Raw genomic sequence first — 18,745 nt, forward strand, 5'->3', positions numbered from 1 at the left:
AAAAAGTAATAATACTCACGTAAAAGGTAATGTTACTATTACTCAAATAGTTACGAAAAAACCGGCAGTTAGCCGGGAATTTAATTTATAATTAATGCTCTAAGCTACCTGTTTTTTTTCAATACCAAGTGATTTGTAAGTGTCATACTCAAAATTATTTAGATCGTATCGGAAACAGTCCCCGACGTGACCGTAATTGTTCTTATCAGCATCATGCTTGTCAAGCCCTCCGTCCGAGTTGGCTTTCATCCGTTCGATGTCATCAATCAGTATACCGCAATGAATCCGGTCGATAATGATTTTGCTACCGTACCTGATCAAAAGCGCGTTACAGATATGCCGTGAACTCGAATGGCTGGCATTAGCCTTCGGCACCCGTTCATAATCGCAGTAGATCGCCCCGGCTTCGGCCATGTAATTACGAATCAGCGTCCAGGCGGATACATTGCCTTTTGTGTAGGCAGATCGGGCATTGCCGGATGCGTCCCCGGTGAAGTAAATCTGATTACGTCCGTACTTCTGGGCGATGTACTTACAAAGTTCCTGAAGATCGCCCCCGCCGTGTTTGGCTTCCAGATACTGAATAGAACGACCGTCGTAGTGCTGACTGATAAGAAACGAGTTGTTATAGTTGAAGTCGAACGACACATAAACCGGAATCATCGGGTTATAGGTCGTTTCGCCAACAAATACGGACGGCTTCCAGGCGGTGAAGTATGGGTTGTCCGGGCGAATGATACCGAACTCACCAAGACCATAGACCCGGTAGTGGTCGGGGTCATTCTCCCGATACCATTCCATTCGGCGGATGTACTTATCGCCGACGAATGGATTGTCCAGATACGTACTAAAGATAACCCGCGTCTGATCGTCAATACCTTCGCGCGGGTTGTCCTTATGGTGGAACATTTTCCGCAGCCAGTGCCGCTCACTGATCGGGTTGTAGGTCAGGTAGATTTGTACCGGACGTTTACCCCGAATACGGTCATTGACGATGTTAAATTCGTTCTCCTGTATCTCGGTAGCTTCCTCGATCCAGACCAGCGAAATACCGACGATACTTTTAAACTTCTCAGCGTCATCTAAGCCCTTGAAAATAATCTGCGAGCCATTGGCAAACTTGATCAGTTTACGGCTCGCATTGTACGTCCAGTGAACATTTTCGCGCAGTCCAAAGAACGGCAGCGCAACGGCTTTAAACTGCTCAATTACCGAGTCATTCAGCGAGGTAGCAAACTTGCGAATGACTAACAGTTTGTGCTTCTTCGTCAGCAGACGACGCACTAAATGCTGAGCCTGAGCAAATGACTTACCCGAACCGCCAGAGCCGTAATTGATTACGTAGTCAGTCTTACCCGCAGCCTGATTCAGCTCATGATACACACGCAGCAGCTTGTGCCGCATGTTGCGCATGTCGATAATCGGACTAGGCCGCTGGGTATACACCTTTTGCCCGACCTTGACTTTTTTAGGTAGTCCACTGGCCGAGCGTTCGGGTGTATCAATACGAGGAGGTAACGGAGTTTCGCGCTTTTGCGGTCGGCTCATTCGTCGTTTAATTCTTCCTCGTCGTCGGGTTCGTCTTCGTCGCTATCGTTCACAATAATGAAGTCTGGTATATCAAGCGTTACGTCGGCTTTGTCTCTCTGATTCAGATACTGGATACCGAGCCATTTAAGCATCTGGTCGGATGGTTCGACGTATTCAATGACATCCTTGAAAACAATCCCCTTCGCGGTATTGAACGGCTTACTGACCTTTCGCTTGTAACCAACTGCCCGGTTGATCTGCTGCTCACGTAACAACTGCCGGGTACTGGCATACACTTTCGCAGCGTAGTTCTGCCAGAGCATTTTATGCTCACGTTTACAGGCCCGGTACAGGGTATCATCCGAAATGCCGAGTTTGGCCGCTATTTCTGGCCCGTCAACCATGCAGCGCAAACACCTATTAACTTCTTCCCAGTCGATTACAATTGCTTTACGTGCCATTGCCGTAGTCGTTTACTTACCTTTTCCCGGTGCGTACTTCCATGAAGTTGTAATACGGGAACTACTGTTACTTTTCTTGAATGATGTCGATTTGGTCGATGTATTTCCGTTTGGACTTACCCGACCTTTGTGCGTACAGACCCAATCCGGCGACCTACTTAACTGCTTAATCCGGGCCGGGTGTGTCGTCGTCGTGAAAATCTTATGTCCGTTGCGATGGTACATATCGACCACATGCTTTGTCAGGATACCCCCAAGCCCGATACCCTGGAATGCCGGTAATACAACCGTACGATGCAACCGAACGCCGTTTTTGATGGCCGCATGCGGAAAGTTAATCACGGCCTGAAACGCAGCTAACTGGCCGTTGACGGTTGCGACATAGACCCAGGACGAGGCATTGAACGAATGAGCTAGATAGTGATGCTTGCTAAACGCCTTCCATAGCTCACGCTTACGGATAGCCCCCTCACAAGCATAGATGTCGATATGGAAGAGGCCGGGTGTTGTCCCGGCTCCGGCTTTCCCGCATCAGTGACCTCCGGCACTCTGAACGTCATTGTATTGGTATCGAATACCCAATCCGGTTGCAGATACTGTTCTACGTCGTAGTGACACGTTACGGCAATGAATTGCTTATCAGAACGTCTGATTGCTTTCTGAACGGCATAACTGCCAACCTGAGCAACCGTTCTATCGACTACAGATGTGAACTCATCAAACACAATCAGGCTGTCTTTTCTGAGCAAGGCGTTAGCCAGGTCAACCCGCATCTTTTCGCCATTAGACAGCACTTCGTACGGCTTGAGCCACGACGGTGGCGAACTGAACCCAACGGCATTAAACATGCTGGTAATCTCACTAACGGAACAATGCCCCGGCATGTCGTCCAGTATTGACGGCTTGCCATACTCGAATGCGGTTATGTACGCATCCGGGAATAGTTCTTTGGCTATCGTCGTCTTACCCGTACCAGATGCACCGACGATCAGGCCAACCTGCCAGCCTGTCGGCGGGTCAATAACCCCCGTAAATCGTTCTTCGGTCGTTTCGGATTGCAGATCAAACGTACCAACAACGGACGCAACCCGGAACGATTGCGGGGGCGTAGATCGTCTTACAATGTCAAAACTTTGCATGTGAATCCCCGGTCGGTTAGTTCGTTGTACAATTCTTCCTGCTCACGCTCAGAGACGCAAATAGCCTCGATACGGTACGTAAAATCTCCCGAAGACGCTGAGCCGCCAGAGCCAGCAGAACCCGCGTCTTTTGTTTCGTCGGTCGTGTCGTTGCCCGGTGGTGTCCAGTTCTCATCAAGAAACCCGCCGAAAGTGGTTAGTTCATTGACGTAATCGACGGCATCCCCCATGTCAGCAATAAATTCGTCCCATCCGTCTTTTGTGACTTCGCCATACTGCGAGTTAAACAGCAGTAGCTTACGCTTTGCTTCTTCGCGGGTTTCGGCATGAACGAGAATATACGGCAATTCAATGCCGCCAGGGATTTCGCGCTGAATAACCCGCAAGCGTTGATGTCCGTCAAACGAATACATGACACCGTAAACAGGCTCTTTCCAGACAAACAGCGGGAATAAAAACCCTTCTGTTTCGAGCGAGTGTTTCAGCTTCGTGTAATTGCTCTTACTGAGGTCTTTTAGGTTGCCCTGCAAGTCTTCCAGATCGTTACTATCAATCCGAGGTAATTTGTCCAGGGTGGGCGATATAACCAGATTCATACATAAAAACGTTTAACACCCGAAAGTAATACTAATATTACTATATGCAAAATATATCGGGGCATCTCAAAACTTTGCCTAAACAAACTAAATGGCAGCAAAAACCGCATAATTAACCTCTTCTGAATCAGTGGGGCGCAAAGAATCCTCAATTTTCCTCGAAAAAATCCCAGTATTACCCTTGACACAATAGTAATATTAATATTAACTTTGCAACAAGCAAACGGGGAAACACCCGACTAACAATCACCTTATAACAGATTAACATCATGAACGCTCAAATTATCAACGCCCGTCAGTTCAATTCAGTAGAAGAATACAAAGCAGCAACCGGATTGCAGGACGTACCCGGTGAATGGATGGACTTAGCCCGTCACTTAGGTGTGCCTATCAATCCTAAAGGCGGTCGTCGTTCAATCTATGACGCTTGGAAAGCACAACAGGCACAACAGGACGGAACAACTGCTGATACTCCTAAGAAGTCAGTTGCCACGAAAGTAAAAGCCACTACGGTACAAGTGCCAGTAGTAACGCCTGAGCCTGAAACGTCAGTAATAGCGAATGCAGCGCCCGAAGTGGTTGCTATTCCTGATAAGCCGAAAACGAAAGCTCCCCGGCGTATGGACTTCCAGAACGAGGAGGAGTTTGATGCCGCCATGACTGAATATGTCCTAGCCAATCCACGCCCTGAAAAGCCAGCAGGGCAACATCGGAGAAACTACCCAAACAATGAAGCGGGTAACAAACAGTTTGAAGCTGCAAAGGTAGAATGGCAGAACCACCTGAACGCTAAGACTGTCGATGTTGCTGTTAATCCTGCGCCGGTTGCGAATATTGCTATGGTTCCTACCGATGTTGATAATGTCGAAGAAACAGCCCGTCAACTGGCTAAACTGCTGGCCGGTTTAACTCCTAAGCCGGGTAATGCTCAGATTGACCCTGCACAGGTTGCGCAAATGATTCAGGATGCCGTAAAAGAAGAAACGAAAGGCATCCACAACATACTGAATAACGAACTGTACGAGTACGGCGAGCTTCTGAAACAAATCAAGCAGGAAGTTCAGAACAACACGACAACCATTCACGTAAAAGTCAATGACAAAGCCGCTGTACAGGTTGACGGCCTAGTACATGAACGGTTTGAGGACATTCTGAAACACGTTGCCGTTCGTGACCACGTTATGTTAGTTGGCCCAGCCGGTTCAGGTAAGACGACCGTATGCGAGAATGTAGCTCAAGCCCTTGCGTTGGATTTCTACTGTAAATCGGTCTGCGCTCAAACCTCGAAGTCTGAACTACTCGGCTATATGGATGCAAACGGCAACTTTGTCAGCACTGAGTTCCGGGTAGCCTATGAGAATGGCGGGGTGTTTGTTCTGGATGAAATCGACGCTGGCAACCCGAACGTTATTGCGGTTCTTAACTCGGCTCTGGCAAATAACTATTGCGCTTTCGCTGACGGAATGATTCGCAAGCATGAGGATTTCGTTTTGATCGCCTGCGCCAATACGTTCGGAACAGGAGCCAGCCGCGAATATGTAGGCCGCAATCAGCTAGACAGCGCAACACTCGACCGTTTTTCTGTTATTGAGTTCGGTTATGATGAAAAGCTGGAAACGGCCCTTTCGCCTGATAAAACGTTCTGCCAGTTCGTTCAGGCTGTGCGTAAAGAGTTAGCCAACGAGCGGATAGTCATTAGCCCCCGCGCCAGCATTCAGGGCGGAAAACTCCTAGCTGCCGGTTGTACCCCGCAGTATGTAATGCAAACCCGAATCATTAAAGGCATCAACGCATCGCAGGCAGATCGAGTAAAGGCCGTGTTTGCTCGTTTCTACAAAAAGTAATCTGTTTTGTTGTAGCTAGAAAAGTAATATTAATATTATTTTTCTAGCTATTCCCCTTGACAATAGTAATACTACTATTATCTTTGTACATACTCTTTCACCAAACAGATTAACACAATGGCCGCATTTACCCAACAGCTTTTAAATCGCGCTTACGTTAACGATTTAGGCGAATTATCGATTGCTAAACTGATTGAGCTTTCCGGTTGTGATCAATACACAGCCGACTTAGGTTTGGTCGGCGACGAATGGACACTGAAACGATTTCTCGCTATTCGCAAAAACTGCAAACTTGCCTTACCTGAGCGCCTAAACCCAAGCTACGACGTAGCTGGCGACTTTGTTGATGTCGGCCTATACCTGAGCGGAGAGCCTGAGTGTATGTTTAACTACGATGCTCAGTTCGATCAGTCCAAATTTATTGATGTTACCATTCGCATCGGCAGACCGAGCCGAACAGAAGACTATAAGGTTTTTTATTACTACGCCAACGTATTACAGGCGATTGACATTCTCGAATCTCAGGGGTTACGCTGCCGGATTACTGCAACTGCTGATTTCTACAACAAAAAAGATAGACACCGCATCCTGTTTCGGACGCCCATTAAGGAATATTCAGAGCCTGTCAATATGGCCGTTTTCGCTGGTGTTATTTTAAATAATGATTTCTTTTCGACTGCCGTATGCGATACGATTGACAACTACTACAGAGCAAGGGTTACGGGCTATTCGTATTGCTCGGATATGGTTGAGCAGGTAGTCCCGCAAAGCGAAGAAGCAATCATTTTCCCGTCAATGTATTTCAACCGATACGATAGAGCGTATAGCTACCCCTTTGATGAATACCTGTCTGCTATCGGACTAGGCCAGCTTCTTAATTCTTAACCCTCCCCCCCCCTGCCGGGTATCACTTTACCCGGCAGGGTAATATTAATACTACTTTTAAACTCCAAACAGATTAACACGATGTACACAGTAACATTCAGTATTGACCTCGGCGATTGTGTAGCCCTGTACACGGGCCGGATTGAAGCCGTGACCGACAACGGCTACTTAGTGACCTACTACGAACCAACTATCCGGGATCTTCTGTCGATCAACCTACGCACCGACGAAGTAATTAGCCGTGGGTATTCGCCCGTTCGTATGCTGCCGCTGGCTCCTGTCGTACAGGAAACGCTGACACAGGCCATTATTAATTCAATCGTTCAACCCGTTTACGCCTAAGACAATGGAAAACCAGAACCAAACACCCGCCTTTCAACTGGTAAAGCCGAAAGCCAATATTATGGCCGCTTATGCCAAGTTCGTTGATCGTGCCGCCTATCACGGCTTTATCCAGCCCGAAGACGACGAGGAAACCGGATTACCCAACCCGGTACTTTATTCGTTCTCAGCTACCGAAGACCGGCGCATCTGGGTTCATTCGCTCTTTGACGGCGAACAGCCTACACATGAACGCTTTGTTGTAATCGACCGATTTATCAAGAATCCTTTCAGCAACAAAGAAGTATCAGAATACAGGCAGACGGTATTCTATCGCGGTACGTTCGACCTGACCGACCTTGATTTCTTCGAGAAGCTACTACTCAGCATTTTCCCTAAACCAGTAACGTTTTAATTTTTATAGTCATGCAAATCTATTATCCAGAATTGACGCTCGCGGTTAACGAACCGTTCCAAATAGAAAACCCCTATCCTGATCATGCCGAAGGGCCAGTACTGGCAACCTTTGCCGATGGCCTGCACCTGATCTTATACAGCAACGATATTGCTGCCGATCTGCCAATCTGGGGGCAGGCTACGCTGGCCGTCGCGCTTAGCGACTTCCGGGACATTCCGTTCATCTGTCTGACGTTTCAGAACTCCCCGCTGACGTTGCTGTATACGATGAACGTGTTTAAAATGATTGGCGATGAACGAGGCCCCTGGCTTCGTTCAATCAGCAGACGAATCAATTTTCTATTGATCGACAACCAGAACGGCAAACTAGCCTGCATCCGGGAAATGGATTCTGAGCTACTGGCTAAGCTACGACACATCTGCCGTGAACAGGTATCCCTATACGCAAACGCCGAAGCGGTAGAAACGGAAATCGAACGGATGCTTAACCCGCCAGTAGGTGCCAATCCGGTAACGGCTCACCGCGTCTACCAACGGGCTAAACTCAGCAACCTAGTCGCCATACAATACGCAACCCCTAAACTGAGCGAGCAATGACGCAAGGCAAAGAAATTATTACTGAGAATCCTTTTGCTATTATGGGTGCTGTATTGAGCCGGATAGAATTTCAAAATGAGCAAATCTTAAGGCTGCTTCAAAGCAAGTATAACCAATCAGATTCTAGTGAAATTGGCGGTATCAACTTAGCGATGGAAGTAACACGCCTAAGCAAAGCTCGCATTTACACCCTTGTAGCAGAACGAACAATCCCGCACAAAAAACGAGGCAACCGCCTGACGTTTCGGCGTTCTGAATTATTAGCATGGCTTGATGAAGGTTCTCGGTCCACAGAATCAGTAAAAAATTAAACAAATGAGTCAGAATAATAACACAATACGAGTTTTGGTAAGTTGGGGCGGAGCGGATACCGATACTAGGTCTTTCCCTAACCTTTGGCTAGACCCAATGCCCTTTGTTCCACGAGTAAATGACTTATTTTCTCTGGCTGATATGTTTAGCGAAGATGACCCCAGGATCATCAACCTTACAGAGCAACAACAGGACGAATTTTACGGACTTTCGTATGAAGTCTGGTGTGTTGTATGGAAGAAAGACCAGTTAGGTTACTACGTAAAACTCCATCTTTCAGGTGAGTAAGTACTGCTAAGTATTACACACTGACAAAAATTCAATTATTACCATAATGGCACAATATCATTCTGGCTTATACTCTTGGTATAACAAAACAAAAGGTTGCGCTTATTATTACAAGGATAAAGACGAACTTAACACTCAAAGGCAACAAGGCGATGAATGTATTAACGTTGAAGTTGATAGATTGATAAGCAAAAAGCAGTTGCGAAAAGGCCCTTCACAGTCTTTACGAAGTAGAGTTGAAAGGTTCAAAAACTAAACGAAGAATATGTATGCGCGAATTGAATTCTATTTGGAGTGACATTGTAAATGAATACGCTCAGAAATTAGTGCAAGGCGAAGTGACAATGGAGCAATTTATCGCTGCATCTGACGAAGCAGGCAAACAACTGAGCGACCTAAAAAACGAGCTTCATGCGAAAAGGTTAATAATCATCAATAAGGATGTCGCCCTAGCATAATCATTAATCTGTAAAAGGTGAAGTCTTTACACCCCGGCCCGGTTGCGGTCGGGGTTTGTTTTTTTCTTAACTTGCATGAAGGAACAAAGAAACTCGAATGCTTGTTTTAGTAATGTTTTAGTGTCTTTTTCCTAACCCTTTGATTTGCAAACACATAGAACGGTAATAGTAAATTTACCGTAAATCAACTTTTTAATGGAAACGGTAGTTACCAACGACGAACTGATTACGAAAATAGAACGTGCCCTCGATAGCATGCGCCCTTATCTGGCTGCCGATGGTGGCAATGTGAAAGTGCTGGAAGTTACTGACGATAAGACCGTTCGGCTCGAATTGATTGGTTCATGCGGCTCATGTCCTATGTCGGCAATGACTTTCAAGGGAGGGTTAGAGGAAGCTATCTTACGGGCTGTACCTGAAATTACTAAAGTCGAAGCTGTTAATATTACTCCAGCTTTTTAGACGATTTTGCGGTTTTACCTTTATACTTTGCACATTAATAGGTCCCTTATCAGTTATAGGCTCCCAAACCTGTGGCTGATAAGGGGACGAGTTTATCATCTTTCGTAAGCTATTCGGATAGTAATCTGGAACGCCAAAAAAGGCGTTTTTTTTGTTTCTTTGCACCTGTACATTCTCATCAATTCAGTGAAAATAGGCATTTTCTTTGGAGGTCCAGCGCGGGAGCGCGAGGTATCATTTGCGGGTGGCCGCACAGCTTTGGCAAATTTAGATAAAGGCCTGTTTGAGCCGGTTTTAATTTTCGTAGATGGGCGTGGTCGTTTTAGACTCGTTACCCCTGAATTTCTACAAGCCCCTTCGCTTCGGGATGCGCTGCCACAAGATAATTCTGGATTTTCAGTTTATGACGAATCACTAAGCCCTAATGCGCTTGATTCAGCTTTACCCGAAATACGCCCTGAACAGTTCCGAGATCATTTCGATTTGGCCTTTTTAGCCATGCATGGTCCCAACTGCGAAGATGGAGCGATTCAGGGATTGCTTGAATGGTATAACATGCCCTACACAGGTCCAGGTCTGGCTGGTTCGGCTGTGGGTATCAACAAAATTCTGCAAAACGAACTGATAGCCCTGGCGAATGGGCAGCAGAAAAAAACGGCGACGATTAGCCGGGATGACTATGAACAAGCTGACAAAGCCCAGTTCTTTCAATCGCTAACGGAGCATTTAGGCTTACCGATTGTTGTTAAAGCGCCACACCAAGGTTCATCGATTGGCGTAGCTATTGTGCGTGAACATGATCTGGAGCAGTTCTGTCGGGCTGTTGAGCAGTGTTTCTTCACTATGAACATCCAACCCGACGGTTGGAGTACGTTGAGCGAATGGAGCCATTTATCGTCGGATGAAAAACAAGAGCTGGCCCAGAAAATGGTTAGCCTGGATTCGGGGATTAGCTTTCCGGTTGTTATTGAGCAAACGGGCGAAGTGATCAATCATCCTACGGATTTTATTGCAAAACTCGACGCTCTTCAAAACGGCCCAAGCATTAGCCTTGCTGCACTGAATGCCGAAGATGAAGTGCTTTTCGAGGAATTTATTAGTGGTCAGGAGTTTTCCTGTGGGGTTATTCAGGACGACGACCAGGTTGCTATTGCCCTACCGCCAACCGAGATTTACAATGTGACGAGTTTCGACTTTGAATCCAAATACAAACTCAGCACGACTAAGAAACGTATACCTGTTGAGACAAGCTTAGAGAATAATCGCAAAATTCAGTTGGCGGTCGAGCAGGTCTTTACCCGATTAGGTATAAATGTTTATGCGCGAATTGATGGTTTTTTGACCCCGTCTGGCGATGTCTTGCTACACGATCCTAACACCATACCCGGTATGTCGCCTTCGTCGCTCATCTTTAAGCAGATGGCCGAAATTGGTCTCAACCTGGCCAATTCACTGACTTATCTGATTCGGCAATCCCTGCGGGAGCGTATTCGCACCGGAAAAGACACCTTCCACCTCAAAAGCCTACTGGCTAATCTGGATGCTCAGTTAGCCACTCGCAAAGCAAATCCATTACCGGAGCGCGTTATTTCGTTTGGCGATAGCGATGAGCAGTTTATTGCAGCCAAACTGCAATACAACGAACTAGCCGCTTCGGGTACCGTCCGTCCATCCCTAACCTACATCAAAAGCAAACAGGAATTTCACGAAATCCCGGTCAATTTGCTTTTTAAGGATACTATTGCCGACCTAGAAACTGCCCTCAGTCAGCCAAGGCACCCTCTGCTTGTCGAAACGACCGAACGCACTCGTCACATCACAGAGCGCTATTTGGTTCAATAGGATAGCCGTTGATAGGTTCATTTGCGAAGCGGTGTAGCTCCTGGATTTGCATCGTTGATGAACCTATCAATGGCTATACGGCTTAACATATTACAGCATAACTGGCTGTCCAGTCCGTACAGATTCGTCGCAGGCAAACGCAATTTGCAAACTATTGACTGCGTCCTGCATATGATCCGTTAAATCGAGATTTTCCTGAATAGCTTTCAAAAAGTAGCGTTGTTCCCGATTACATAGCTCCTGGTGGTCTGGTTCATCCTGCATATCGATCCAGGCATCGGCCTCAGTAAACTGGTCATTTTCATCAAGTTTAGCGCGATGGACCCGTAACGATTCCGTCTTAGTATGCGAATCGACATTATCTGACTTACCGGCCGCTCCTGCATTTTTGGCCACAATCGACACACAGCCATCAGGCCCTATAACATCCTTCACAAAAAAAGCGGTTTCACTCATCATAGGCCCCCAACCAGCTTCGTACCAACCCACCGAACCGTCTTCGAAACGAATCTGTAACTGGCCATAGTTGTAATTATCAGCCGGAATATCATTCGTAAGCCGGGCACCTATTGCATTGACCTGTAACGGTTTCGAACGAGTCATCTGGCACATGACATCAATATAATGAACACCACAATCAACAATCGGACTCAGGCTTTTCATTAAATTCCGATGCACGGTCCACATAGTTCCATGACTCTGTTGATTGAGATTCATCCGCATCACCAGCGGTTTCCCCAGTTGCTGGGCGATTTCTACAAATTTCTCCCAGGAGGGATGATGCCGTAAGATATACCCGATCACCAGCTTTCTATCGGCCTGCTGTGCAGCCTCCATAACGCGTCTGGCTCCTTCAACCGTATCGGCTATTGGTTTCTCCATAAACACATGGCAGCCCTGCTCAAACGCCATAATAGCAAACGATTCATGCGTATCGGGATAGGTGGAAATGCAGACGGCATCGGGTTTAGTCGTGGCAAGGGCGGTTTTATAATCATTGTAAAGGGTGTACCCTCCACCCAAACGTTCATTCAAGACGACCTTACTATTTCCGGTCGAAACGATTCCACAAATGTCGAAACCACCGATAGTTTTATAGGCAATTGCATGCGATGCTCCCATGTTGCCGCAACCGACAACGAGTACCCGAAGGGGTTTAGCAGAACTTGACATAATGTTGATTTATACCTGTGAAAACAACTCAGAGGCCGCAAAAATAGTGTATGTTTTCATTTTCCTCTGCTTCTCTCCTGTCATATAATCCACCCATGTCCAGATGTCTGCAGGCAAGCATTCGTTCAAAACGTCAATAATAGTTTTGTCCGGTTTTGTACAAAGTTTGTCCAGTTGCGGACATGGCACAAGCATACCATTAAATATAACGCATTAAATATCAGAAAGTTACCTAGTTGGCATACCCTTTGGATTGGTACTTATGAACAGTAAGCAACCACTTTAAACTACTAAACACAATACAGCCATGTTAACACTAATGAGCCAAGTTGTCGCATCCATTCTGATCAGCGCTTCTACCTTTACTAACCCAACTACGCCCAAAGGCCTTTCGTTCGATGCAAGTGCATTCGTTACCGCCAATAACCAAATTCGGCTTGCCGTCAATAAGGGTAGCGAAAAACCAGTTCTGATTATACTTCGGAATAGAAGTAATGAAGTCTTGTTTCGCCGGAGCCTAAGTAAAAATGAGTCTACCTACGCTGTGAAGTTGAATGTTGATGACCTGGTAGATGGTACCTATGAGTTAGAATTCAAATCCGATGAAGGCAGCATTATTAAACAGATTACCTTAGGGCCAGCACCCGTTCAGAAAGTAACCCGCATTGTTGCAATGCAATAAGCAACACAATCAGTATACACAAAAGCCCAGCTGCAAATCATCTGGGCTTTTGTGTATCAATCCATTGGTATACAGGTCAAGGAACCTGTACATTGACTTCATAATAATCAATGATAGGTGGCCCTGCAAAATAGTTACTCATGTGTTTGATAACACCCTGCAAAAACCCATTGGTTTCAGCGGCTTGTCGATTGGCTTCCGTATCCCAGAGTGTAACCATCAATCCTTTATTTGTTTCTGAATTACTTAACATCCGACTGCTTTGGAAACCTTCATGATTTTGTAGGGCAGGTCCAACCGTATTCTGAAAATAACTTACGGCCTCATCAATACTTTCTGGCTTTAAAGGAAATTGGATAATGCGTGCGTACATGGGTTAACAGGTTAAACGTGAGGAAACTAAAAAATTAAACTAGGCTACTGTCGACTCTATTCAATAACAGAGTTTTTAGGATACACCTTTGAATTCATCCTGTTCGACAAATGGCTGGCTACGCAACCGTTTACCAGTTGCTTTAAAGATCGCATTGGCAACAGCGGCTCCAGCAGGTGGCAAGGATGGCTCTCCAAGGCCAGTCGGCTCGATTTCATTCTGGACAAAATGCACTTCGACTTCTGGTATCTCAGCCAATCGAATCAATCGATACTCATTAAAATTCTTCTGCTGCGGTACACCGTCTTTAAACGTAATATTGCCATACATGGCATGCCCAACACCATCGACCACACAACCACGAACCTGTTGCTGAGCACCGCTTTGGTTAACGACAACGCCACAATCAGCCGCCGAATACACTTTTTGCAGCACCGGTTTACCCTTTTGCACCACTACTTCCCCGACCTGAGCTACATACGACCGGTGCGAAAAATAGACGCTGAAGCCTTGGGCAAGGAGTTTTCCGTCTGGCCCTTTCTTTTTACCCCAGCCTGATTTTTCAGCAGCCAGCTTTATCACACCAATCATCCGGTCGATGTCGTATTTGATTTCCCCAACTGGTTTTTGTTTAGCTTTCTCTAACAATTCCAGTCGAAATTGTACAGGGTCTTTGCCGGCAGCATGGGCCACCTCATCTAAAAACGATTGTTCTGCAAAAGCTAGGAAATTTGTAACCGGTGCCCGCCATGGGCCAATTGTAATCGGCGACTTATGGTATACACTATCAATCAGCAGGTTATCAACAGCTCCTGATGGGAAATTATCCTGGCGCGTTGCATTAGCCTCATTCATCCCTACTCCACGAAGCTTGTAGCCAATCATGTTTCCCTGCGCATCTAAAGCGGCTTCGAACCGATAGCGAACTGCGGGCCGATAACTCCCACCTGTCATGTCATCTTCCCGTGTCCAGATGAGCTTTACAGGCGCTTTTACCAGTTTTGACACCTGTACTGCTTCAAGTACGTAATCGGCCTTCAGTCGGCGTCCAAAACCGCCCCCCATCCGGGTCAGCTGCACAGTCACCTTATCGGGCGATATACCCAACAGCTTGGCCGTTTCATTACGAGCCAGCTCAGGCGTTTGTGTAGGCCCAACCAGCTCAACGCCGTCGGGGCGGACATGCGCAAAAAAGTTCATCGGCTCCAGCGGATTATGCGGCAGGAAAGGGCATTGGTACTCCGCCTTTATGACTTTAGCTGCATTTTTAAATGCAGTCTCTACGTCACCATCCTTCCGCCGAACGGTAGCTTCCGAACTATCCAGCATTTCCTTGAATAGCCGATTATGGTCGGCAGTGCTTTCCAGAGCATCACCTTTTTCCCACTCAATCTTGAGCGCATCCTTAGCTTTTTTCACCTGCCAGGTCGACTTACCAACAACCGCCACATTATTATCGAACGTAACTACATCGATAATGCCTGACATAGCTTTTGCGGCAGTAGCATCCAACGACTTCAGTTTATACCCAAAAGCGGGTCGCTGCAACATAGCAAACACCATGCCTTCCCGGTAGAAATCCAGGCCAAAAAGTGGCTTACCTGTGATAATCTTCGGGTTATCAATATTCTTAACAGTGCTACCGATTAACTTAAAATCCTTAACTTCTTTAAGTTTCACATCAGTCGGCACCGGTATTTGAGCGGCTTCAGTAGCTAACTCACCATAACTCAACTGACGATTACTGGCCGAATGCAATACTACACCCTTAGCCGTAGAACACTCGGAAACAGGGACGTTCCAGCGTTTGGCCGCAGCTTGCAGCAACATCTGGCGGGCAGTTGCGCCAGCTACCCGTAACCGTTTCCAGGAATGCGGGATCGAGCCACTCCCTCCGGCTACCTGCCGTTCAAATTTTTTGGTATCGAGTGGAGCCTGTTCAACAATTACCTTCGTCCAATCGGCATCCAGCTCCTCAGCTACAATAATCGGGAAAGCCGTTTTAATACCCTGCCCAACCTCAGGATTAGGCGATAATATGGTGATAATTCCCTGCGGATTAATTGATAAATAACTGTTGAAGTCAACGCCCGGCACAGCAGTCGTTCCAGCCTCCATTAAAGGCGTAGCGGCATCAGCGCCTGTCCAATTAAAGCCTAAAACCAAACCTCCTCCAGCGAGCGAAGCAATTTTCAGAAAGTTTCTCCGATTAGTATTAGCGATCGTTTGCATGACTATTTCGTTTTTGGCGTTTTAGAAGAACCCGATACAGGATGCTCAGCAGCTAACTTTACAGCTTCGCGAATTCGATGATAAGTACCACACCGACAGAGGTTACCTGTCATGGTTTCATCAATTTCGGACTGGGTAGGTTTCGGATTACGTTTAAGAAGTGCAGCCGCCGTCATGATCTGGCCAGCCTGGCAATAGCCACATTGAGGTACATCTACCTTATCCCAAGCCAGTTGAACGGGATGTGTTCCATCGGAAGAGAGGCCTTCAATCGTTGTAACTTTCGATTTACCAACTGCGGAGACTGGCAACACACAGGAACGGATTGCTTCCCCATTTAGATGAACAGTACAGGCACCGCATTGGGCGATACCACAACCGTATTTGGTACCGACTAAACCAAAATGATCGCGCAGCACCCATAAAAGAGGAGTATCGGGATCAACATCAGCCTGATAATTACGACCGTTTACGAGTAGTTTGAAGAGAGCCATGAATATGCTGGATTGACACAGTAAAGCGAATGTAATAAAAGAAGCTAGTTCTCTTTCTCTACTTATTCTGAATGGCCATAAAACAGCGAAGGCCTGTCCAAGTGGACAGGCCTTGCAATTTCAAAGGTGGCACCTACCTACTCTCCCACTTGTGACAGCAGTACCATCGGCAGTACGGGGCTTAACGGCTCTGTTCGGGATGGAAAGAGGTGTTCACCCGCCTTAACAGCACCAACCTATTGACTCTTTATCAGCTTTTACACTGACCTATATATTCTAGATTGCCTTGTTTCAAAGACCCCACAGAAAGAGATATCAATCATCAACCTACCCACACAGCCTCACGCATTAAACACCAATCAGAACTTCACAAAGCAACATGCACACGCTGTTGGGGCCATTAGTACGGCTCAGCTTAACGCATCTCTACGCCTACACCTGCCGCCTATCAACGTCGTCGTCTACAACACCCCTACTAAGGAACACTCATCTTCAGGCCAGTTTCGCACTTAGATGCTTTCAGCGCTTATCTGATCCGTACGTAGCTACTCGGCCGTGCCTGCGGCCAAACAACCGACTCGCCAGCGGTACGTCCATCCCGGTCCTCTCGTACTAAGGACAGATCCCGGCAGTATTCCAACGCCCACCACAGATAGGGACCGAACTGTCTCACGACGTTCTGAACCCAGCTCGCGTGCCACTTTAATCGGCGAACAGCCGAACCCTTGGAACCTTCTCCAGCCCCAGGATGTGACGAGCCGACATCGAGGTGCCAAACCTCCCCGTCGATGTGAGCTCTTGGGGGAGATCAGCCTGTTATCCCCGGCGTACCTTTTATCCTTTGAGCGATGGCCCTTCCATGCGGAACCACCGGATCACTATACCCGACTTTCGTCCCAGATCGGCTTGTTGGCCTCACTGTCAAGCTGGCTTCTGCTATTGCACTCCCCTGCCGATTACCGTCCGGCATGAGCCAACCTTGGGAAACCTCCGTTACCCTTTCGGAGGTGACCACCCCAGTCAAACTACCCACCAAACAGGGTCCTCCTTCCCGGAGTTAGAACGCCAGTCAGCCAAGGGCGGTATTTCAAGGTTGGATCCACGACGCCTGGCGACGCCCCTTCAACTCCTCCCGCCTATCCTACACATGCCTGACCGGCATTCACTGTTAAGCTGTAGTAAAGGTGCACGGGGTCTTTCCGTCCCGTGGCGGGTAAGCGGCATCTTCACCGCTACTACAATTTCACCGAACTCATGGTTGAGACAGTGCCCAGATCGTTACACCATTCGTGCAGGTCGGAACTTACCCGACAAGGAATTTCGCTACCTTAGGACCGTTATAGTTACGGCCGCCGTTTACTGGGGCTTCAATTCAATGCTTCGCCTTGCGACTAACATCCCCTCTTAACCTTCCAGCACCGGGCAGGTGTCAGACCCTATGCGTCAACTTTCATTTTGGCAGAGTCCTGTGTTTTTGGTAAACAGTCGCCTGGGCCTCTTCTCTGCAGCCTCCCATCGCTGGGTAGGCCCCCCTTATCCCGAAGTTACAGGGTCATCTTGCCGAGTTCCTTAACCATGATTCATTCGCGCACCTTAGAATATTCTTCCCGGCTACCTGTGTCGGTTTGCGGTACGGGTATCTATGCGCTTAACGACAGCTGACTTTTCTTGGAAGCCCCTTCATGTGTTCGCTTCGGCCGAAACCTCTGCTCAACGCCCTATTCCGTCAGGACCTACACACCCCGGCACTCCGTCATCAACTCCCCTGCATAGATAGTACAGGACTATTAACCTGTTCCCCCTCAGGGCCCGGCATTCGCCTGCCCCTTAGACCCCGACTAACCCTCCGATGACTGCCATCGCGGAGGAAACCTTAGCCTTTCGGTGTGGAGAGTTCTCATCTCCATTATCGTTACTTATGCCTACATTTGCTTTTCTATACGGTCCACCACCGCTCACGCGACAGCTTCACCCCCTATAGAATGCTCTCCTACCATCGCACAACATGTGTGCAATCCATCTCTTCGGTGATGTGCTTGATGCCCGGTTATTATCGACGCCCGCCCCGCTCGACCAGTGAGCTGTTACGCACTCTTTAAAGGAATAGCTGCTTCCAAGCTAACCTCCTGGCTGTCTCAGCAGCCGGACCGCCTTTGTTCAACTTAGCACACACTTGGGGACCTTAGAGGATGGTCTGGGTTGTTCCCCTCTCGGAGCAGGACCTTAGCACCCTGCCCCTCACTGCCCAGCACCTGTTTGCGCATTCGGAGTTCATCAGAAGTTGGTAGGATGTGACTCCCCCGCATCCTGTTGGTGGCTCTACCTCACAAACAGTAACACTGAACGCTGTTCCTAAAAACATTTCGGAGAGTACGAGCTATTTCTGAGTTTGATTGGCCTTTCACCCCTACCCCCAGCTCATCCGGAAGCTTTTCAACGCTTATCGGTTCGGTCCTCCAGAAAGTTTTACCCTCCCTTCAACCTGGCCAGGGGTAGATCACCCAGTTTCGCGTCAACCCCCACTGACTGCTCGCCCTGTTCAGACTCGCTTTCGCTTCGGCTGCGATCGTCAACGATCTTAACCTCGCCAGTGACGGTTACTCGTAGGCTCATTATGCAAAAGGCACGCCGTCACCCCA

Annotated in this window: 19 protein-coding genes and 2 rRNA genes (1 of these 21 cut by a window edge); 10 read left to right on the forward strand and 11 right to left on the reverse strand. The window is 47.6% G+C overall.

The window, feature by feature from the left end; all coding sequences use genetic code 11:
- Window positions 1-99: 99 nt before the first annotated feature.
- Genes B5M13_RS17400 through B5M13_RS17420 form a run of 5 tightly spaced genes read right to left on the reverse strand, consistent with a single transcriptional unit; the run spans window position 100 to window position 3,726 of the window.
- Window positions 100-1,548: a PBSX family phage terminase large subunit gene (locus B5M13_RS17400; protein ID WP_080056875.1), complete on the reverse strand. Its 1,449-nt coding sequence runs from the start codon at window positions 1,546-1,548 to the stop codon at window positions 100-102.
- Window positions 1,545-1,991, reverse strand: a complete 447-nt coding sequence (locus B5M13_RS17405; protein ID WP_155297277.1) for a hypothetical protein — start codon at window positions 1,989-1,991, stop codon at window positions 1,545-1,547. The genes B5M13_RS17400 and B5M13_RS17405 overlap by 4 nt, the downstream gene beginning before the upstream one ends.
- Before the next feature lie 12 nt (window positions 1,992-2,003).
- Window positions 2,004-2,480: a GNAT family N-acetyltransferase gene (locus B5M13_RS17410; protein ID WP_155297278.1), complete on the reverse strand. Its 477-nt coding sequence runs from the start codon at window positions 2,478-2,480 to the stop codon at window positions 2,004-2,006.
- Complete coding sequence (locus B5M13_RS17415; protein WP_080056878.1) at window positions 2,405-3,130, reverse strand: AAA family ATPase; 726 nt, start codon at window positions 3,128-3,130, stop codon at window positions 2,405-2,407. The genes B5M13_RS17410 and B5M13_RS17415 overlap by 76 nt, the downstream gene beginning before the upstream one ends.
- On the reverse strand, window positions 3,109-3,726 hold the full coding sequence (locus B5M13_RS17420; protein ID WP_080056879.1) for a ParB N-terminal domain-containing protein: 618 nt from the start codon (window positions 3,724-3,726) through the stop codon (window positions 3,109-3,111). Before B5M13_RS17420 ends, B5M13_RS17415 begins: the two co-directional genes overlap by 22 nt.
- 269 nt (window positions 3,727-3,995) lie before the next feature.
- Between B5M13_RS17420 and B5M13_RS17425 the strand changes: the two genes are divergently transcribed.
- From B5M13_RS17425 to B5M13_RS17470, 9 genes are all read left to right on the forward strand, one after another.
- Window positions 3,996-5,570: an AAA family ATPase gene (locus B5M13_RS17425; RefSeq protein ID WP_080056880.1), complete on the forward strand. Its 1,575-nt coding sequence runs from the start codon at window positions 3,996-3,998 to the stop codon at window positions 5,568-5,570.
- 117 nt (window positions 5,571-5,687) lie between these two features.
- Window positions 5,688-6,455 carry a DUF7192 family protein gene (locus B5M13_RS17430; protein ID WP_080056881.1) on the forward strand — a complete coding sequence of 256 codons (768 nt, stop codon included), beginning with the start codon at window positions 5,688-5,690 and terminating at the stop codon, window positions 6,453-6,455.
- A gap of 81 nt (window positions 6,456-6,536) precedes the next feature.
- On the forward strand, window positions 6,537-6,797 hold the full coding sequence (locus tag B5M13_RS17435) for a hypothetical protein (protein WP_080056882.1): 261 nt from the start codon (window positions 6,537-6,539) through the stop codon (window positions 6,795-6,797).
- Window positions 6,798-6,801: 4 nt separating this feature from the next.
- Window positions 6,802-7,191 carry a hypothetical protein gene (locus B5M13_RS17440; RefSeq protein WP_080056883.1) on the forward strand — a complete coding sequence of 130 codons (390 nt, stop codon included), beginning with the start codon at window positions 6,802-6,804 and terminating at the stop codon, window positions 7,189-7,191.
- 11 nt (window positions 7,192-7,202) lie between these two features.
- Window positions 7,203-7,790 (forward strand): hypothetical protein, encoded by a 588-nt coding sequence (locus B5M13_RS17445; protein ID WP_080056884.1) that lies wholly within the window; start codon window positions 7,203-7,205, stop codon window positions 7,788-7,790.
- On the forward strand, window positions 7,787-8,101 hold the full coding sequence (locus tag B5M13_RS17450) for a helix-turn-helix domain-containing protein (protein WP_080056885.1): 315 nt from the start codon (window positions 7,787-7,789) through the stop codon (window positions 8,099-8,101). The genes B5M13_RS17445 and B5M13_RS17450 overlap by 4 nt, the downstream gene beginning before the upstream one ends.
- Window positions 8,102-8,659: 558 nt before the next feature.
- A complete protein-coding gene (locus B5M13_RS17460) occupies window positions 8,660-8,848 on the forward strand; it encodes a hypothetical protein (RefSeq protein WP_080056887.1) in 189 nt (62 codons plus the stop codon).
- Between the two features lie 195 nt (window positions 8,849-9,043).
- Window positions 9,044-9,310 (forward strand): NifU family protein, encoded by a 267-nt coding sequence (locus B5M13_RS17465; RefSeq protein ID WP_080056888.1) that lies wholly within the window; start codon window positions 9,044-9,046, stop codon window positions 9,308-9,310.
- A gap of 186 nt (window positions 9,311-9,496) precedes the next feature.
- Window positions 9,497-11,152 carry a D-alanine--D-alanine ligase family protein gene (locus B5M13_RS17470; RefSeq protein WP_080059967.1) on the forward strand — a complete coding sequence of 552 codons (1,656 nt, stop codon included), beginning with the start codon at window positions 9,497-9,499 and terminating at the stop codon, window positions 11,150-11,152.
- A gap of 90 nt (window positions 11,153-11,242) precedes the next feature.
- Here B5M13_RS17470 and B5M13_RS17475 read toward each other — a convergent pair whose 3' ends face one another.
- Entirely contained in the window at window positions 11,243-12,325 is a 1,083-nt protein-coding gene (locus tag B5M13_RS17475) for a Gfo/Idh/MocA family protein (RefSeq protein WP_080056889.1), read from the reverse strand.
- Window positions 12,326-12,644: 319 nt separating this feature from the next.
- On the opposite strand from B5M13_RS17475, the gene B5M13_RS17480 reads away from it, so the two are divergent.
- Window positions 12,645-13,007, forward strand: coding sequence for a hypothetical protein (locus B5M13_RS17480; protein WP_080056890.1), 363 nt, complete (start codon window positions 12,645-12,647; stop codon window positions 13,005-13,007).
- A gap of 76 nt (window positions 13,008-13,083) precedes the next feature.
- Here B5M13_RS17480 and B5M13_RS17485 read toward each other — a convergent pair whose 3' ends face one another.
- The 5 genes from B5M13_RS17485 to B5M13_RS17505 all read right to left on the reverse strand — a co-directional run.
- Window positions 13,084-13,380, reverse strand: a complete 297-nt coding sequence (locus B5M13_RS17485) for an antibiotic biosynthesis monooxygenase family protein (RefSeq protein ID WP_080056891.1) — start codon at window positions 13,378-13,380, stop codon at window positions 13,084-13,086.
- Between the two features lie 75 nt (window positions 13,381-13,455).
- Window positions 13,456-15,612, reverse strand: coding sequence for a xanthine dehydrogenase family protein molybdopterin-binding subunit (locus B5M13_RS17490; RefSeq protein WP_080056892.1), 2,157 nt, complete (start codon window positions 15,610-15,612; stop codon window positions 13,456-13,458).
- Between the two features lie 2 nt (window positions 15,613-15,614).
- Complete coding sequence (locus tag B5M13_RS17495) at window positions 15,615-16,106, reverse strand: (2Fe-2S)-binding protein (RefSeq protein ID WP_080056893.1); 492 nt, start codon at window positions 16,104-16,106, stop codon at window positions 15,615-15,617.
- 124 nt (window positions 16,107-16,230) lie between these two features.
- A 5S ribosomal RNA gene (gene rrf / locus B5M13_RS17500) occupies window positions 16,231-16,342 on the reverse strand.
- Between the two features lie 143 nt (window positions 16,343-16,485).
- Window positions 16,486-18,745 (reverse strand): 23S ribosomal RNA (locus tag B5M13_RS17505); it runs 568 nt beyond the window's last position.

It is taken from the genome of Spirosoma aerolatum, assembly GCF_002056795.1.
GTDB lineage: Bacteria > Bacteroidota > Bacteroidia > Cytophagales > Spirosomataceae > Spirosoma > Spirosoma aerolatum.

Excerpts from the sequence above, each read along its gene's own strand:
- B5M13_RS17445 (WP_080056884.1), top strand. The coding sequence starts at position 7,203 with ATGCAAATCTATTATCCAGAATTGACGCTCGCGGTTAACGAACCGTTC.
- B5M13_RS17490 (WP_080056892.1), bottom strand. The coding sequence starts at position 15,612 with ATGCAAACGATCGCTAATACTAATCGGAGAAACTTTCTGAAAATTGCT.
- B5M13_RS17415 (WP_080056878.1), bottom strand. The coding sequence starts at position 3,130 with ATGCAAAGTTTTGACATTGTAAGACGATCTACGCCCCCGCAATCGTTC.
- B5M13_RS17425 (WP_080056880.1), top strand. The coding sequence starts at position 3,996 with ATGAACGCTCAAATTATCAACGCCCGTCAGTTCAATTCAGTAGAAGAA.
- B5M13_RS17440 (WP_080056883.1), top strand. The coding sequence starts at position 6,802 with ATGGAAAACCAGAACCAAACACCCGCCTTTCAACTGGTAAAGCCGAAA.
- B5M13_RS17485 (WP_080056891.1), bottom strand. The coding sequence starts at position 13,380 with ATGTACGCACGCATTATCCAATTTCCTTTAAAGCCAGAAAGTATTGAT.
- B5M13_RS17460 (WP_080056887.1), top strand. The coding sequence starts at position 8,660 with ATGCGCGAATTGAATTCTATTTGGAGTGACATTGTAAATGAATACGCT.
- B5M13_RS17465 (WP_080056888.1), top strand. The coding sequence starts at position 9,044 with ATGGAAACGGTAGTTACCAACGACGAACTGATTACGAAAATAGAACGT.
- B5M13_RS17420 (WP_080056879.1), bottom strand. The coding sequence starts at position 3,726 with ATGAATCTGGTTATATCGCCCACCCTGGACAAATTACCTCGGATTGAT.
- B5M13_RS17430 (WP_080056881.1), top strand. The coding sequence starts at position 5,688 with ATGGCCGCATTTACCCAACAGCTTTTAAATCGCGCTTACGTTAACGAT.
- B5M13_RS17495 (WP_080056893.1), bottom strand. The coding sequence starts at position 16,106 with ATGGCTCTCTTCAAACTACTCGTAAACGGTCGTAATTATCAGGCTGAT.
- B5M13_RS17450 (WP_080056885.1), top strand. The coding sequence starts at position 7,787 with ATGACGCAAGGCAAAGAAATTATTACTGAGAATCCTTTTGCTATTATG.
- B5M13_RS17435 (WP_080056882.1), top strand. The coding sequence starts at position 6,537 with ATGTACACAGTAACATTCAGTATTGACCTCGGCGATTGTGTAGCCCTG.
- B5M13_RS17480 (WP_080056890.1), top strand. The coding sequence starts at position 12,645 with ATGAGCCAAGTTGTCGCATCCATTCTGATCAGCGCTTCTACCTTTACT.
- B5M13_RS17405 (WP_155297277.1), bottom strand. The coding sequence starts at position 1,991 with ATGGCACGTAAAGCAATTGTAATCGACTGGGAAGAAGTTAATAGGTGT.
- B5M13_RS17400 (WP_080056875.1), bottom strand. The coding sequence starts at position 1,548 with ATGAGCCGACCGCAAAAGCGCGAAACTCCGTTACCTCCTCGTATTGAT.
- B5M13_RS17475 (WP_080056889.1), bottom strand. The coding sequence starts at position 12,325 with ATGTCAAGTTCTGCTAAACCCCTTCGGGTACTCGTTGTCGGTTGCGGC.